The sequence below is a fragment of the Nocardioides sp. W7 genome (assembly GCF_022919075.1).
Classification (GTDB): Bacteria; Actinomycetota; Actinomycetes; order Propionibacteriales; family Nocardioidaceae; genus Nocardioides.
This window is the reverse complement of sequence record NZ_CP095078.1, coordinates 1,927,924-1,942,313: the sequence shown is the minus strand read 5'-3', so window position 1 is coordinate 1,942,313 and position 14,390 is coordinate 1,927,924. Positions and strand designations below refer to the sequence as shown.

Sequence of the window (14,390 nt, the reverse complement as noted above, 5' to 3'; positions counted from 1 at the left end):
GGTCGTTCGCACGGTCAGGCGCACGGTCAGGCCGCGTCGTCGGCGTCCTCGGCCACGGCGGAGAGGCCGAGGCAGATCTCCGCGGCAGGGCCGATCACCAGGTCGGCCAGGTCGCGCAGCCACGGCGCGTGCTGCGGACCCAAGCGCTCGCGAACGACCTTGACCACGAACGGTTGGACCACCATCGCGGCGACGCAGGGCAACAGGTCGTCGAGGTCGAGCAGCCGGGCCTGCTCCTCCAGCTCGGCGAGACCGGCCAGGACCAGCCGGGCCGCACCGTCGAGCAGCGCCTCCGCCGCCGGAAGGTCCGGTTCGGCCGCGCACAGCGCCGCCAGCTCCCAGACGACGTCGGGTACGTCGGAGAGCAGCGGGTCACCCGTGACCGAGCCCACCCGGATCCGCTGATCCTCGCTGCGCTCGCGCGGGACCTCGGCGCGGAGCACGTCGAGCCATCCGGTCGGGTCGCCGGCGACCCGGGCGGCGACGTCGTCGGGCACGAACAACGGCAGGCCCTCGAACATCAGCCCCTCGTCGATCGGTACGACCCGGCCCAGCACGCACTCCCCCGGCCCCACCCAGACCCCGGCACCGAGGTCGAGCAGCTCCAGCCGCTCTCCGGTCGCGAGGTCGACCCAGCGCAGCAGGCCGAGCCCGGGTCCGTCGTACCGCAACGCCCGCAGCGGGGCCCGGGCCCAGTCGTGGATCCGGTCCGCCCCGGCCACCAGGTCGGGCGTCGCCCCGTGCCTCAGGAAGATCGAGAGCCCACCGAGCTCGTAGAGGAACAGCTGGCGACAGACCCAGTCGTGGTCGGCGACCCGGCAGGCGGCGTCGATGTCGTCGACCCCGGGCAGTTGCTCGAGGCCGCCGCGCACGTCGATCGCGAGCTGCCGAGACCGTTGGTGGGCCGTGCGCGCTGCGGGGAGCAGCGACTGGCGCGCCTGGGCGAGGATCCAGCGGGAGGTGGCCCACCGGGGCAACAGCGGTCCGAACTCGGCGAGCTGGCCGAGCCGGCGCAGGCGCCACGGCCGCCAGAACCTCCGCCCGCGGGCGTCGAACAGGTGGTCGCTGATCAGCTCGTACGCCGCGACCGCGTCCCCCCGTGCCTCGGCGGCGTCCGAGGCCTGCATGACGGGGAGCATCTCCCGGTCGAACTGCTCGTCGACGGGGCCGGTCCTCCCCCGACCGGTCGACCGGTGACGGTTCTTCTTCGGTCGGCGTCCTCGTGACTTCGGCATGCCGTCCAGCCAACGCGCCGCTTCCGGCCTCGGCCAGGGGGTGTCGTCGATCTGTGGAGAACCTCGGCCGACCCCACGCCGGCTCGGTGGTCCGGCGTCCCCGGACGCGACGACGCCCGCACACCGACCGGCGGGTCGGCGTACGGGCGTCGTCAGCGAGCAGGCGGGCGCTGGCTCAGCGGACCCGGCCGAAGAAGATCGAGCCGGTCCAGATCTTGGCCTTGCTGACGCTCTTGCCGGAGCCCGGGGCGTGCCACACCTCGTTGCCGCCGGCGTAGATGGCGACGTGGTAGACCCCACCGCCGCCGGTGAAGAACACCAGGTCGCCGGGCCTGGCGTCGCCCCGGCTGATCCGCTTGGTGGCACCGGCCTGCGCGCTGCTGGTACGCGGCAGATTCTTGCCGGTGGCCTTCTTGTAGACGTACTGGGTGAGGCCGGAGCAGTCGAAGCGGCTCGGGCCGGTGCCGCCCCAGGAGTAGGGGTCGCCGGCCTGGGCACGCACGGTGCTCATGACCTTCTCGCCGCGGGACGGGAGGGGCTTCGCGGTCATCTGCTCGACCCGCTGGCCCTCGTGCCGCTTGCCGACGGCGGCGTCGGCCGTGGCGGTCGGGGCGAGGGGGCTGATCCCGAGAGCGAGACCGAGAGCGAGAGCGCCGGTGGCGGCGCCGCGAAGGATTCGGGCGCGCACTGGCGCGCCCTGAGAGGCGTGGTTCAACGGTGTTTCCTCGGCGACGCCTGCGAAGGATGACCTGTCGGATTCGGACGCCGTGCCCGGCCGAGCTCTGCTCGGCTTCACCCCTAGCCCTGACGGGCGTGCTGCGTGGGTCCCCCGTGCCCGTCTCTGCTTCCTGATGTCGGTGACCACCTGGCGACGTGACGGGCCTCGGCGCGGTCCAGGCTGCTGATAGAAAGATCGATCGGGACGAGGGTCCCGGTCGACGCCATTCCACCGTCGCACATCAGGAAGCGGGCACCAAAAGCCCGACACGGGTGACGATCATCACCCTCTCCTCACCCACTCGGACGTCAGCGGGCTGTCGTCACGACCCCCGCAGCGAACGGCGCGCGCCGAGTCCTGCGACTCCGGGACCGTGGAGCATCGGAAGGGCCGCCGCGGTGCGGCCGGTCATCAGCAGCGCGAGGGCGGCAGCCGACCCCCTCACCTCCGGCCCCCCGCCCACTTCCCACTCCTGAGGTGCGCCCCGTGTCCCCGGCTCCAGGTCGCACCTGAGACGGACTCCGGCCAATCGTCGTCGCGCATGGAATGGCCACCCCATCGACCAGATCCGGTCGAGCGTGAGGACCGCCGCCGCCGCGGGCACCGGCCGGTCCAGCCCGAGGGGCACCGCGATGTCCTGACCGTGCACCACCAGGTCGAGGAGGATGTTGGCGTCCTGGACGAAGATCGGCCTGGTCCGCGAGCCCGCGGTCCGCTCCAGCTCCACCACCAGCTCGGAGGTGGGCCGGCGAGCGTACTCGCGGGCGACATCTCGGCCGGCGCTCCACAGGTGACCGCGCGCCTTCACCAGGGCCACGACCATCGACCGCACGTGCGGCTCGCCTGCGGGCGTCATCAGGAGGTGGGCGACCACGTCGCGCACCGTCCATTCCGCGCACAACGACGGCGTCGCCCATTGCTCGGCGCTCAGGGGTGCGACCAACCGTGCCAAGGAGGCACGCTCTTCGCGAATCAGTTCCCACACGGTCGCATCCACGAGAGACTCCCAAGTAGTAAAAGTCTCTGACTATCTTGGCTCCGCCAGCCGAGCCTGACAAGGGGTCCGCATGACCGTGGTCGAGCCCGAGGGCACGCCCATCAGCATCGGCGTCCTGCTCTTGCTCCCGTACCGCCACCTGGAGCAACGCATCCTCGCCGCCGTGGACGCCGCTGGGTACGACATCACCCTCGCCCAGGCGCGGGTCTTCCAACGCCTGGACCCGGGCGGCTCCCGCCTCACCGACCTCGCCACGGCCGCCCAGACGACCAAGCAGGCGGCCGGCTTCCTGGTCGACGAGCTCGAGCGCGGCGGGTACGTCGCCCGCGGCCCCGACCCCCGCGACCGCCGCGCGCGCCTCATCCAGATCACCGACCGGGGCCGCGACGTGGTCGCGGTCGCGCTGGCCGAGCAGCGCGGCATCGAGGCCGAGTGGGAGGCCCACCTCGGCCGAGCTCGCCTGGACGAGCTCCGGGTGACGCTCGAACGGCTGCGCGAGATCACCGACCCCTGGCTGTGATGCCTCGAACTGGTTCCAGACCGGGGTCGCGTTGTGCTGCCACTCGTAACGAGCTGCAGCGGCGCTGCGCACCGTTGAGCTCCAGCCCGGGCTCACCGATACCGATCGCGTCGAGTGCCGCAGGTCGACCGAGGGCCGGCGGACCATCGCCCGGCGCCGCGGCTCTTGTTGTGCGCCCGGAGCTCACCTCATCGGTGAGCGGAGGAGTCGACGTGGACGGCGACGGGGTACGTGGGCCGTCCCGCCCACACGTACGGGATCACGTCCATGTTGACGCTGTGGGCGAAGCGTCGAACGCGCAGTCCCGCGTCACGTACCTGGCGTTCGAGCTTGGCGTCCCATCCGACAACGGCCAACGGTCGCCCATCGTGGTCTACGACCCACGTCTCCATCGCGGGGAACTCGTTGACCAGGTCCGGCGCCCACGGAATCTGCACGAAGAAGCTGACGGCGTCCGCATGGATGCTCGCGCCGAGACTCCCTCGCCGCCGCACGTCGAGAGACCGATCCGAGAGCACGGTTCGGGCGGGCAGGAGGTCGGTCAGGGACCACCTGGCAGGGAGCGCAGCGACGCTGTCGAGGTCGTCGCCGTGCAGGAAGTTCGTGAGCCTGTTCGCGGTCTCGAAGTCAGTGCGCGGCGGGCCGACGTACGCCGCTTCCGCGTTCGCACCGGCTAGTTGCCAGTGACCTCGGATCTCGGCGCGGAGCACCTCCTCAACCTCGTCGAGGTCGTCGGCGAGGCCAGGACGCTTGGCGAACAGGAACCAGCCGGCCAAGACGAGAGCTGTCCCCATCAGGAAGGCGGAGATCCCGTCACGTGGCGTCAGGCAGCCGGCCACGACACCGCAGGCGATGAGCAAGTAGCCCATGCCGTGCGCTTTCGTCTCGACGGTCACGGCCACCTGGTTGCTCCCCTCCGGCAGGGTTGCTTTCCCGAGCGTCATCACGAGTGCGCCGCCGAGCGCGGAGCCGACGTACTCCTTCACGACGAACGTCGTCTCGTTCTTGCGCCAGAACCTGCGGTTCGGCCCCAGCGGCCAGTGCTTCTTGCCTGCCGCCTTGTTGCTGAACGCACGTAACCGGGCTGCCTCGGCGTCCGGGATCGTCACGACGTACTCGCGTCTCACGCCACCACCTCGCTGGCACGCTGCGCGACCGCGGTACTTCCTCTCGCCCAACCATCGACCGTGTGCGTACTCCCGCGTGCAGCTTCCAGGTGCTGACAGCTGGGCCTGATGGTCCGCCTGCAGTGGATCATGAGGCGCCGACGACAGCCGGGCGCAGAGCGTGTGCGCGCAGCCGACGAGCTGTCGCAGGTCACCGTGCCCAGGGCCCCCGAGGCCCTCACAGATCTGGTCGAGCCTCCTCGGACGCAGCTACGGCCCGGCGCCCCCTTCATGGGGGAGCCGGGCCGCCGACGATCGTTCATCGTCATCGGCTGTGCGAGCTCTTCACCAACGTCATGATGATGCGGTTTGACACGAGGCCAGCCGCTGCCGAGCGGGGCAACTTCTGGTGAGGGAGCCGGGCAACTTCACAATCAGCTGCAGCCGGAGGTGCTTCCGCAGCCCTCGCAGACGTAGCAGGAGCCGGCGGGGCGCATCTTGGTGCCGCAGGTGAAGCAGAGCGGAGAGTCGACGGCGGTGCCGCTGAGCTTCTCCAGAAGCTCGGCCGTGGTGTGGGCCTCGCGGGGAGCGGGCTTGGCGGCGGCCGGGGTCTCGGTCGAGGCGACCGGGACGTCGGTGATCTCCACCTCGACCGCCGAGGACTTCGCGGCCGGGGCGACGTCCTCGATCAGCTCGGCGGCCGCACCGGTCTCCTCGACGGGCTCGTAGGAACCCGTCTCGAGCTGGCGTCGACGCTCCTCGGCGGAGTAGATGCCCAGAGCAGCGCGCTGCTCGAAGGGCAGGTAGTCCAGCGCGAGCCGGCGCCACACGTAGTCCATGAGGGACTGCGCCATCCGGACGTCGGGGTCGTCGGTGAGGCCGGCAGGCTCGAAGCGCAGGTTGGTGAACTTCGAGACGTAGGTCTCCAGCGGCACGCCGTACTGGAGGCCGATGCTGACCGCGATCGAGAACGCGTCCATCACGCCGGCCAGGGTCGAGCCCTGCTTGCCGAGCTTGAGGAAGACCTCGCCCAGCTCCCCGTCGTCGTGGGCGCCCGAGGTGAGGTACCCCTCGGCGCCACCGACCGTGAAGGAGGTGGTGCGCGAGACTCGCGACTTCGGGAGCCGCTTGCGGGTGGGGGCGTAGACGACCTTCTCGACGACCTTGGTCTCGACCACGGCCTCCGTCGCGGCGGAGACGTTGGAGTCGGTGCCCTTGTTCTCGCCCTTGCCGGACGACATCGGCTGGCCGACCTTGCAGTTGTCGCGGTAGATCGCGGTCGCCTTCAGACCGAGCTTCCACGACTGCAGGTAGACGTCCTCGATCTCCTCGACCGTCGCCGACTCCGGCAGGTTCACCGTCTTGCTGATCGCACCGGAGAGGAACGGCTGTGCCGCGGCCATCATCCGGACGTGGCCCATCGGCTTCAGCGAGCGGGCGCCCATCGCGGTGTCGAAGACCTCGTAGTGCTCCTGGCGCAGGCCGGGGGCGTCGATCACGTGGCCGTGCTCGGCGATGTAGGCGACGATCGCCTCGGCCTGCTCCTCCACGTAGCCGAGCTTCTTCAGCGCGCGCGGGATGGTCTGGTTGACGATCTGCATCGAGCCGCCGCCGACGAGCTTCTTGAACTTCACCAGGGAGAAGTCCGGCTCGATGCCGGTGGTGTCGCAGTCCATCATGAAGCCGATGGTGCCGGTGGGCGCGAGCACCGAGGCCTGCGCGTTGCGGAAGCCGTTCGCCTCCCCGGTCTTCACGACCGCGTCCCAGGCCTCGGTCGCGAGCTTGTGCACCTGGCTGTCGGCGATCGACAGGGTGCGGATCGTGTCGTTGGCCGCCTGGTGCTTGCGCATGACCCGCTGGTGGGCCTTGGAGTTGCGGGCGTAGCCGGCGTACGGGCCGACGATCCCGGCGAGCTCGGCGGAGCGCTTGTACGAGACGCCGGTCATCAGCGAGGTGATGGTCGCGGCCATCGTGCGGCCACCCTCGGAGTCGTAGCCCAGGCCCATCGCCATGAGCAGGGCGCCGAGGTTGGCGTACCCGATGCCGAGCTGGCGGTAGTCGACCGTGGTCTGACCGATGGCCTCGGTCGGGAAGTCGGCGAAGCAGATGGAGATGTCCATCGCGGTGATGATGAACTCGACCGCCTTCGCGAACAGCTCGCCGTCGAAGGTGTCGTCCTCCTTGAGGAACTTCAGCAGGTTCAGCGAGGCGAGGTTGCACGAGGAGTTGTCGAGCGACATGTACTCCGAGCACGGGTTGGACGCGGTGATCCGGCCCGTCTCCGGGTTGGTGTGCCAGTCGTTGATCGTGTCGTCGTACTGCAGGCCCGGGTCGGCGCACTCCCAGGCGGCCTCGGCGATCTTGCGGAACAGCTCACGGGCGTCGACGCGCTCGATGACCTCGCCGTTGGTGCGGGCGCGCAGACCGAAGTCGGTGCCGTCCTCGACGGCGCGCATGAACTCGTCGCTGACCCGAACGGAGTTGTTGGCGTTCTGGTACTGGACGGAGGTGATGTCGGCGCCACCCAGGTCCATGTCGAAGCCGGCGTCGCGCAGCGCGCGGATCTTGTCCTCCTCGCGCGCCTTGGTCTGGACGAACTCCATGATGTCGGGGTGGTCGACGTCGAGCACGACCATCTTGGCCGCGCGCCGGGTGGCGCCGCCGGACTTGATGGTGCCGGCGGAGGCGTCCGCGCCGCGCATGAAGGAGACGGGGCCCGAGGCGGTGCCGCCGGAGGAGCGGAGCAGCTCCTTGGAGGAGCGGATGCGGGAGATGTTCAGGCCGGCACCGGAGCCGCCCTTGAAGATGAAGCCCTCCTCCTTGTACCAGTTCAGGATCGAGTCCATCGAGTCGTCGACGGCGAGGATGAAGCAGGCGGAGACCTGCTGCGGCGACTCGGTGCCGACGTTGAACCAGACGGGGCTGTTGAAGGAGAAGTACTGGTGGACCAGCAGCCAGGTCAGCTCGTGCTCGAAGACCTCGGCGTCGACGTCGGAGGCGAAGTAGCCGTTCTCGACGCCCGCCTTGGTGTAGGTCTTCACCACGCGGTCGACGAGCTGCTTGAGGCTCCACTCGCGGGCGTCGGTGCCGACGGCGCCGCGGAAGTACTTCGTCGTGACGATCGTGGAGGCGTTGACCGACCAGAAGTCCGGGAACTCCACGCCGCGCTGCTCGAAGACGGACTCACCGGTCTTCCAGTTCGTCTGGACGACGTCGCGACGCTCCCAGGTGAGCTCGTCGTAGGGGTGCACGCCCGGGGTGCTGAACACCCGTTCCAGGGTCAGAGCACGCCCCTTCGCGGACGCACCCGTCGTCGTCCCGCTGACCGTCTCCGTCATGCCGTCTCCTCTGATCCCGTGATGTAAGTCGTTGTTGCAGTCGATGGTCGTCGAGGCCACCGACAGTCGTATCGGCCGTGCTGTCCTGCGTGTTGCTCCAAGTGGTGCGCCCGGCACGCAGCTTCCCCACTACGTGCCGGGCGGATCGGGTCAGCCCGTGGTGACGGGCTGAGGGACGGTGTCCCGAGAGGGTTGCCGCGCAACCTCCTCGACCACCGTGGGGGCGCGCTCGGCGCGCAGCATCGCGATCTCGTCCTCGAAGTCGTCGGCGGACTCGAAGGCCCGGTAGACGCTCGCGAAGCGGAGGTAGGCGACCTCGTCCAGCTCACGCAACGGGCCCAAGATCGCCAGGCCCACCTCGTTCGCCGGGATCTCGGCCGCCCCCGAGAGCCGCAGTGCGTCCTCGACGGCCTGGCCGAGACAGGCGAGCTGGTCCTCGGTGACCGGTCGGCCCTTGCAGGCCTTCCGGACTCCGGAGACCGCCTTGTCCCGGGTGAACGGCTCCGTGGCGCCGGAGCGCTTGAGGACCGTCAACTGCATCATCTCGACGGTGGTGAACCGCTTGGTGCACCCCGAGCAGGTACGCCGGCGCCTGATCGAGCCGCCGTCGTCGGCGACCCGGGAGTCGAGGACCCGGGTGTCGGCGCCACGGCAGTACGGACAGTGCATCTGGGTCTCCTTTCCGGGCACGCCTCAACCACCCCCGAAGAGGTGCGAGCTTGTGGATAACGGGGGGTTTCTCTGTGTAGAACACGCCGTTCGCTGTGAGTCTTCCGGCTCTACCTGTGCACTAGATGTGGATAACTACAGCGATGTAAGTACTAGATGTGGGGAACCGTACGCCTGCTGGCAGCGACGCGCAAGCGGCCCGGCGTGTCGCGGCCGAGCACATCCCGACCGCCCGCGAAACCGCAGGTCAGCGGCGTCCGAGCCGACCCGCCGCGCCGCTGTCGGGCTCGGACTGGGAGTGAACTGCCGGGGTAGTCCGTCACACCAGAGCGGCTAAGAGTCGGGCGGGTTCAATCGGTCGAAGCAACGTCAGGCTGCTGCCGGGTCTGACAGCAGTTCGGCCAGCGCTTGGGCTGGAGTCTTCAGGTCGAGGGTAGGTCGTGGCCGCTGGTTGAGGGTCGTAGCGATGTGGGCGAGGTCGTCGGCGGTGTGGACCGAGAGGTCGGTGCCCTTGGTCAACCAGAACCTCAGGAGCCGGTTGGTGTTCTCGTTCGTGCCGCGTTGCCAGGGCGAGTGCGGGTCGCAGAAGTAGACCGGCATGTCGTCGAGGGCGACCTGGATATCGCGGTAGCCGGCCATCTCGGTGCCGCGGTCCCAGGTCAACGACCGCCGTAGGTGGACGGGGAGCTTGCCCATCTCGCGGATCATCGCCTCGGCCACCGACGCGGCGTCGTGACGTCCGGGCAGGTGCAGCAAGATCACGAACCGGGTGGAGCGTTCGACCAGGGTGCCCACCGCCGACCCGTTCGCGGTGCCCAAGATCAGGTCGCCCTCCCAATGGCCGGGCACGGCCCGGTCGGCGACCTCAGCTGGACGATCACTGATCTTGAACGCCTCGCGGTACGGGCTCTTCGCCCGTCGGTCGACGCTTCCTCGCGGCTGGCGGGCCCGTCGTGACGTGGACAGGTTGCGGGCCAGGTCTTGGCGCAGGCTGCCGCGGGTCTGGACGTAGAGCGCCTGGTAGATCGTCTCGTGCGACACACGGTCCATGATCGTGCGTGGGTGATCACCACGCAGGACCGTGGCGATCAGCTGGGGTGACCAGCCTTCATCCATCCAGGCCTCGATCCGGCGACACAGTCCGGGGTTCTCGAGGAGTCGGAACGGTTTTGGTCGTCGACGCCTCAGCAGTGCCTGGCGGTGCGCCAAGGAACCGTAGTAGCTGCCGTCGGGTCCGCTGTTGCGGGCAATCTCGCGGCTGATGATCGACTTGTCCCGCCCGATCAACGCACCGATCGCTTCCAGGCTCGGTCCACGTCGCCCCGCACGCTCGGCAAGCAGCCGCTGCTGCACCCCCGCCGCGATCACCGCGCGATCCTCACTGCTCAACCGCCGACGCAGACCAGGCTCGCCCGACACTCCTCGCGCCGGGCGTTCATGCCCCGCAACAGTCCCGAGCCCACCGTCTGGTCCATGCAGGATCCTCAGCGTCACGGGCGCAGCCTGACGCCACCACACGCCCGCGGTATCGCGTGACACGCCCACCAACCGAGCCGAGTGCCACACCGAACGACCCGCACAGATCGAATCAAACAACCGCGCACGAACCTCGTACGGCAGCGGTCGACGTCCCATCACCAACACCTCACTCACTAGGTGTTGCTTCGACCGCCTGAGCCTGCCGTCGTCTCATCCCCGCTGGTGTGACGGACTACCCCGACGGCCCCGACAACGGGCCGAGCCCGGCCTCAGGCGCCGCGACCGACGAGGGCAGCGAGGTCACGCCACCACGACAGCCGGTTCGGTCGACCGTCGTAGTCGCGGCGCTGGTTGGCGCCGCTCGTCCCCGGGAGCACGAAGACCTGCGCGGGCCCGACGTACCAGTCCTGGACTCCCAGGTGCGGCCGTCCCGGGCGACCAAGCGCACGCGCGGCCTCGTGCGCGACGCCCTTGCTGGTGAACGCCAGCCACTCCGGTCGCCACCGCTCCACCTTCGCCGCCAGTTCGTCGACCTCCACCCAGCGCGGGTCCCAGTGCCCCACCAGGTCGGTCAGCCCGAATCCCAGCTCGGCGACCAGCCGGTCCTCGTCGGGGCGCAGCCGGCGGGGGCTCAGCCCGCTGAGATGGAGCGACTCCCAGAAGCTGTTGCCCGGCGAGGCGTAGTAGTGCTCGCGCCACTTGGTCGACTCCGCGCCGGCCAGGCCGCAGAAGACCACGATCGGCTCAGGACCCACGATGTCCGGAAGCACCTCCACGTCTTCACTCTCCGGGCCGCACCAAACTCAGGGCACGGAGCTGCCGCCGGATGCGCGGGTCCTCCCACACCGTGTGGGTCGGTGCGACACAATGACCGGCGTGGCGGGCGAGGGAAAGCGAGCAGGGTCGCGACGTGCCGCACGCCCACCGCGGACCTTCCGCCCCCGACTGCTGCTGCTCGCCGTCGGGGTGACCCTGGCGGTCGTCGCCTGGGGCTACCTTGTGTACGCCGCCATCGACTTCGGCGCGAGCGCCCGATCCGGTGACGAGCGCGCCTGGCTGTTCCTCGCCCTCGCCTCGGCCGGCGCGATCGCCTGCCTCTTCCTCGGCCTGATGATGGTCGCCCGTCTGCTCCGCGGGCTCGGCATCACCGCTCCCCCGCCGTCACCGGAGTCCCCCGTGCCGTCGGAGACGGCGGACCGGACCCCGCCCGCGCCGCGCCCGCCCGGTGGCCGGCGCGCGGCCCGCTGACCCCCTCGGACACCGAAACGCCGCAGGGGCGGGGCCACCTCGTGGCCCCGCCCCTGTCTTCCCCGGCTCGCCAGCCGGGGTCGAAGCGGCTGGCGAAGTCTGTGGTGGCGCTACTCCGTCGGGACCCGGAGCTCCTGGCCGGCGAGGAGCACCGTCGACTCCAGGCCGTTGAGGCGCTCGATGTGCTCGATCATCTCCTGGACCTGGCCGTCCTCGGCCGCACCTGCCGCGATGTCCCAGAGGGTCTCGCCGGTGCCGACCGTGACGACCGTCGTGGGCTCCGCGGTGCCCGGCTCGGGCGTGGCCACCGACCCGGCGGCGAGCATCAGGCCGATCCCGAGCACCAGGGTCAGCCCGAGCAGGAAGATCACCAGCCGGCCGCGCCGGGTGAGCCGGAGCTCGCCGCGAGTGAGGGACAGGTCGGACATCTGCATCGTGCTCATCGGGACCTCCTGGGGAAGTGGCGGTCAGCCTGGGTGCCTGGCCACGAGCGAATGTCTATCCGCGCCCACCGACAGTCCGGTGCTGGCCAGCTGGTCGATCAGACGTTCGATCGAACATGTGTGCGAGACTAGAGCACCTGTTCGAACGAAATCAAGAACCGGGGGAACATTTGTTCGAACGGATCGGGACGACACGCCCTTCGAACACATGTTTGAAGCCGGAGCCGCATCTCGGTACGGTGAGCCCACGAGCATCCCGGCGAAAGGCATCACCATGGCCACGAAGAAGAACGTCCGCGAGCTGCCCGACGGGCCGCCCGACGCCACCGGACTGACCCCGCGCCAGCAGCGCGTGCTCGCGCACATCAAGGACTGCATCGAGAAGCGCGGCTACCCGCCGAGCATGCGCGAGATCGGTGACGCCGTCGGGCTGACGAGCTCCTCGAGCGTGGCGCACCAGCTGAAGTCGCTGGAGGAGAAGGGCTTCCTCAAGCGCGACCCGCACCGGCCGCGCGCGCTGGAGGTGTTCCTGCCCGAGGTGATGGCCGCGCGGCGTGCCCTCTCCGGTGCCGACGAGTCGTCGTACGACGAGACCGGCGTCGGCGACGCCGCCCCGGTGCCGACCAACGTCCCCCTGCTCGGGCGGATCGCCGCCGGCGGACCGATCCTGGCCGAGGAGCGCTACGAGGACGTCTTCCCGCTCCCCCGTCAGCTGGTCGGCGAGGGTGAGCTCTTCCTCCTCGAGGTCGCCGGTGACTCGATGGTCGACGCCGCGATCTGCAGCGGTGACTACGTGGTGATCCGCAAGGAGCAGACCGCCGAGAACGGCGACATCGTCGCCGCCCTCCTCGACGGCGAGGCCACCGTCAAGACCTTCAAGCGCAAGGACGGGAAGGTCTGGCTGATGCCCCACAACGAGGCCTACGACCCGATCGACGGCACCCACGCGACGATCCTGGGGAAGGTCACCGCGGTCCTGCGCAAGGTCTGAGCGAGGAGGCTGGACCGGGCCGTTCACGAGGGCGGGCGTGCGAGGATTGCCCGCCCGCTCCCTCCCGGTTGGAGACCTCGTGCCCGCACGCCACCGCACGCTGCTCGCGACCGTCGGCGCCGCCGTCCTCGCCGCCGCGCTGCTGACTCAGCCGGGCGCCGCCTCAGGCGCGAGCGGCTGGGACGGCGAGCCGGTCGGACACCCGATCGAGGGCCCGGCAGCCCGCGCCGCCCAGGTGCTCGAGGAGGCGGACGGCCTCCTGCGCGGCAGCTCGTCGGGCCGCGACGCCAGCCTGGTGCTGCTCGAGCTCGCCCGGAGCCGAACCGCTCTCCCGGCGGCCCGCCGGGCGGAGGCCGATCGGATCCTGGCCCGACCCACGGACAACCCCGACCCCCAGCAGTTCGGCTACCGGGCCGGCGCCCAGCCGACCGCGGCGTGCCAGGACGGCTTCTGCGTGCACTGGGCGCGCCAGACCTCCGACGCCCCCGATCTCTCCGACGGCAACGGCAACGGCCGCCCCGACTACGTCGACCTGGTCTTCACGACCCTGGCCGAGGTCAGCGGCACCTACGCGGGCGCCGGCTACCGCCGCCCGGTCGCGGACGGCATCCGCGGTGGCGGACTCGACCAGTTCGACGTCTACCTCGTCGACAGCGGCACCCGCGGGGACGGGATCTACGGCTACTGCGCCCCCGAGGGAGTCACGAGCGCCCAGCAGCGCAGCGCCACGGCGTACTGCGCGCTCGACAACGACTTCGCCGAGTTCCCGTCCCACACCCCCACCGAGAACCTCCAGGTGACGCTCGCGCACGAGTACTTCCACGCGGTCCAGCTGGCCTACGACCTCACCGAGGACCCGTGGTTCCTCGAGTCGACGGCCACCTGGGTCGAGGACGAGGTGTACGACGGCGTCAACGACAACGTGCAGTACCTCCGGAACAGCCCGATGAGCCAGCCCGGGGTCCCGCTCGACCAGGGCGAGGGGATGCGGGTCTACGGCAGCTGGATCTTCTTCCGCCACCTCAGCGAGGTGGAGCCACGCGCACAGGGCGGGCTGCCCACGATCATCCGGGAGATCTGGGAGCGAGCCGCCGGACCGGCGTACTCGATCCAGGCCGTGGAGGCCGTGCTGGGCGAGCGCGGACGGTCGATGACCGCGACCGTCGCCCGGTTCTCCGCCGCCAACCGCCATCCCAGGAGCAGCTACGCGGAGGGCTCGCGCTACCCCGCGACCACGCCGGAGAGCAGCGCCCGGGTCGCGCGCGGGCAGAGCCGCCGCGCCGCGCTCACCCTCGACCACCTCGGCAGCGGGACCCTGCGCTACCGACCCGACACCGGTGCGTCCCGGCGCGCCGGCAGGCTCCGGATCACCGTCGACCTCCCGCGCCGCAGCCGACCGACGGCCGCGGTCCTCACCGTGCGTCAGGAGTCGGGCCGGCTGCGGACCCGGGTCGTGCGGGTCGACCGGTCGGGGGGCGCCCGGATCACGCTCCCGTTCGCGGCCGGCCGGGTCAGGTACGTCGACGTCACGCTGGTCAACGCCGCCACCCGCTACCGCTGCGGCCGCGGCACGGTCCACTCCTGCCGGGGCCGCTCGCTCGACGACGACCTGACCCTGCGGGTGCAGGTCCGCGCGCTGGCGTAGT

13 protein-coding genes are annotated in these 14,390 nt (G+C 70.3%); 4 read left to right on the top strand and 9 right to left on the bottom strand.

The genetic code is table 11. The features are described from left to right. Positions 1-26 precede the first annotated feature (26 nt). The 3 genes from MUB56_RS09185 to MUB56_RS09175 all read right to left on the bottom strand — a co-directional run bounded on the left by MUB56_RS09185 (position 27) and on the right by MUB56_RS09175 (position 2,938). Positions 27-1,235 (bottom strand): hypothetical protein, encoded by a 1,209-nt coding sequence (locus MUB56_RS09185; protein WP_244931593.1) that lies wholly within the window; start codon positions 1,233-1,235, stop codon positions 27-29. A 175-nt stretch (positions 1,236-1,410) separates the two neighbouring features. After that, on the bottom strand, positions 1,411-1,923 hold the full coding sequence (locus tag MUB56_RS09180; RefSeq protein WP_244931592.1) for a C40 family peptidase: 513 nt from the start codon (positions 1,921-1,923) through the stop codon (positions 1,411-1,413). 352 nt (positions 1,924-2,275) lie between these two features. Beyond that, the gene (locus MUB56_RS09175) at positions 2,276-2,938 is read right to left on the bottom strand and encodes a maleylpyruvate isomerase family mycothiol-dependent enzyme (RefSeq protein WP_280637388.1); all 663 of its coding nucleotides are present in this window, start codon (positions 2,936-2,938) and stop codon (positions 2,276-2,278) included. An 82-nt stretch (positions 2,939-3,020) separates the two neighbouring features. Here MUB56_RS09175 and MUB56_RS09170 point away from each other — a divergent pair, with 82 nt between their 5' ends. Continuing rightward, the gene (locus MUB56_RS09170) at positions 3,021-3,470 is read left to right on the top strand and encodes a MarR family transcriptional regulator (protein WP_244931590.1); all 450 of its coding nucleotides are present in this window, start codon (positions 3,021-3,023) and stop codon (positions 3,468-3,470) included. 188 nt (positions 3,471-3,658) lie between these two features. On the opposite strand, the gene MUB56_RS09165 is transcribed toward MUB56_RS09170, so the two are convergent. The 5 genes from MUB56_RS09165 to MUB56_RS09145 form a co-directional block, all read right to left on the bottom strand. Beyond that, positions 3,659-4,597 carry a hypothetical protein gene (locus MUB56_RS09165; protein WP_244931589.1) on the bottom strand — a complete coding sequence of 313 codons (939 nt, stop codon included), beginning with the start codon at positions 4,595-4,597 and terminating at the stop codon, positions 3,659-3,661. A gap of 413 nt (positions 4,598-5,010) precedes the next feature. Next, the gene (locus MUB56_RS09160) at positions 5,011-7,914 is read right to left on the bottom strand and encodes a vitamin B12-dependent ribonucleotide reductase (RefSeq protein ID WP_244931588.1); all 2,904 of its coding nucleotides are present in this window, start codon (positions 7,912-7,914) and stop codon (positions 5,011-5,013) included. A 150-nt stretch (positions 7,915-8,064) separates the two neighbouring features. After that, entirely contained in the window at positions 8,065-8,583 is a 519-nt protein-coding gene (gene nrdR / locus MUB56_RS09155; RefSeq protein ID WP_244931587.1) for a transcriptional regulator NrdR, read from the bottom strand. Positions 8,584-8,952: 369 nt separating this feature from the next. Further along, a complete protein-coding gene (locus tag MUB56_RS09150; protein WP_244931586.1) occupies positions 8,953-10,077 on the bottom strand; it encodes an IS30 family transposase in 1,125 nt (374 codons plus the stop codon). Between the two features lie 254 nt (positions 10,078-10,331). Beyond that, positions 10,332-10,838 (bottom strand): mismatch-specific DNA-glycosylase, encoded by a 507-nt coding sequence (locus MUB56_RS09145; protein WP_244931585.1) that lies wholly within the window; start codon positions 10,836-10,838, stop codon positions 10,332-10,334. Between the two features lie 100 nt (positions 10,839-10,938). On the opposite strand from MUB56_RS09145, the gene MUB56_RS09140 reads away from it, so the two are divergent. Further along, entirely contained in the window at positions 10,939-11,310 is a 372-nt protein-coding gene (locus tag MUB56_RS09140) for a hypothetical protein (RefSeq protein WP_244931584.1), read from the top strand. 110 nt (positions 11,311-11,420) lie between these two features. On the opposite strand, the gene MUB56_RS09135 is transcribed toward MUB56_RS09140, so the two are convergent. Continuing rightward, positions 11,421-11,753 carry a LysM peptidoglycan-binding domain-containing protein gene (locus tag MUB56_RS09135; protein ID WP_244931583.1) on the bottom strand — a complete coding sequence of 111 codons (333 nt, stop codon included), beginning with the start codon at positions 11,751-11,753 and terminating at the stop codon, positions 11,421-11,423. Between the two features lie 274 nt (positions 11,754-12,027). On the opposite strand from MUB56_RS09135, the gene lexA reads away from it, so the two are divergent. Both lexA and MUB56_RS09125 read left to right on the top strand, forming a co-directional pair. Next, a complete protein-coding gene (gene lexA, locus MUB56_RS09130; protein ID WP_244931582.1) occupies positions 12,028-12,744 on the top strand; it encodes a transcriptional repressor LexA in 717 nt (238 codons plus the stop codon). Between the two features lie 79 nt (positions 12,745-12,823). Next, on the top strand, positions 12,824-14,389 hold the full coding sequence (locus tag MUB56_RS09125; RefSeq protein WP_244931581.1) for an MXAN_6640 family putative metalloprotease: 1,566 nt from the start codon (positions 12,824-12,826) through the stop codon (positions 14,387-14,389). Position 14,390: the final 1 nt, after the last annotated feature.